Origin of the sequence: Rhodococcus sp. EPR-157 (genome assembly GCF_001647195.1) — a bacterium.
Taxonomy (GTDB): domain Bacteria; phylum Actinomycetota; class Actinomycetes; order Mycobacteriales; family Mycobacteriaceae; genus Rhodococcoides.
In genome coordinates this window covers 1-940 of the sequence record NZ_LVCV01000073.1, presented here as the reverse complement: position 1 = coordinate 940, position 940 = coordinate 1, and the positions used below count along the sequence as shown (strand labels likewise).

Below are 940 nucleotides of genomic sequence, written 5' to 3'. Positions count from 1 at the left end.
CACCGGCGAGGCTGCGGAAATCGACTTCAGCACTGCGACAAGCGACATAGCGACGCTGTTGGCCGGTCGCGGAATTCGCCGATCCGTCGGCGTCCCCGTCGGTGTCGACGGCATCACCTGGGGTGCGGTGATCATAGGCGCCACGTCGACCCGTCATACCGAGGACACAGGCACACGCGATCGGTTGAGCGACTTCGCCGACCTTCTCGCCACCGCCATCTACAACCATGAGACACGACTCGAGCTCACTCGGTCCCGAACCCGCGTGGTCACTGCGGCGGATCAGGCGCGGCGCACAATCGAACGGGATCTGCACGATGGTGCCCAACAGCGAATAGTGTCTCTGGGAATGGAACTACGGGCCGCGCAAGCCGCAGTTCCCGAAAACCTCGCCGGGCTCCGAAACAGTCTGGACCGCAGTGTCGAAACCTTGTCACATGTGCATTCGGACCTTCGCGAGCTCTCGCGCGGAATCCATCCCGCGATCCTCTCCCGCGGCGGTCTCGGTCCGGCGCTGAAGACGCTCGCGAGGCGCAGCCCCGTCCCGGTATCTTTGACCGCCGAGATACCCACTCGTCTCGATGATTCCATCGAGGTGGCCGCGTATTACGTTGTGGCCGAAGCCCTGACGAACACTGCCAAGTACGCCGACGCGACGGAAGTCGACATATCCGCCCGCGTGACGGATAGCGATCTCGAACTCACCGTGGCCGACGACGGTCGGGGTGGCGCGGACCCGAACTCCGGGTCCGGATTGATCGGTCTGCAGGATCGAGTTGCTGCCGTCGGGGGTAGCTTGACCATTTCGAGCCCACTCGGCGCTGGAACCGTTCTTTCGGTGCGAATCGGCCTCACTACCGGGTAGCAGGTAGTGACGTCCCCGGTATCCCCTCCCCCACATTGGACGCCAGCAGCGACGATTTCGCCTCCGACAAGGACG

1 protein-coding gene is annotated in these 940 nt (G+C 63.8%); it reads left to right on the top strand.

Annotated features, from left to right (window positions below; all coding sequences use genetic code 11):
* Positions 1-865, top strand: an 865-nt coding sequence (locus tag A2J03_RS03160; protein ID WP_231912342.1) for a sensor histidine kinase, incomplete at its 5' end; no start/stop codon positions are given.
* Positions 866-940 lie beyond the last annotated feature (75 nt).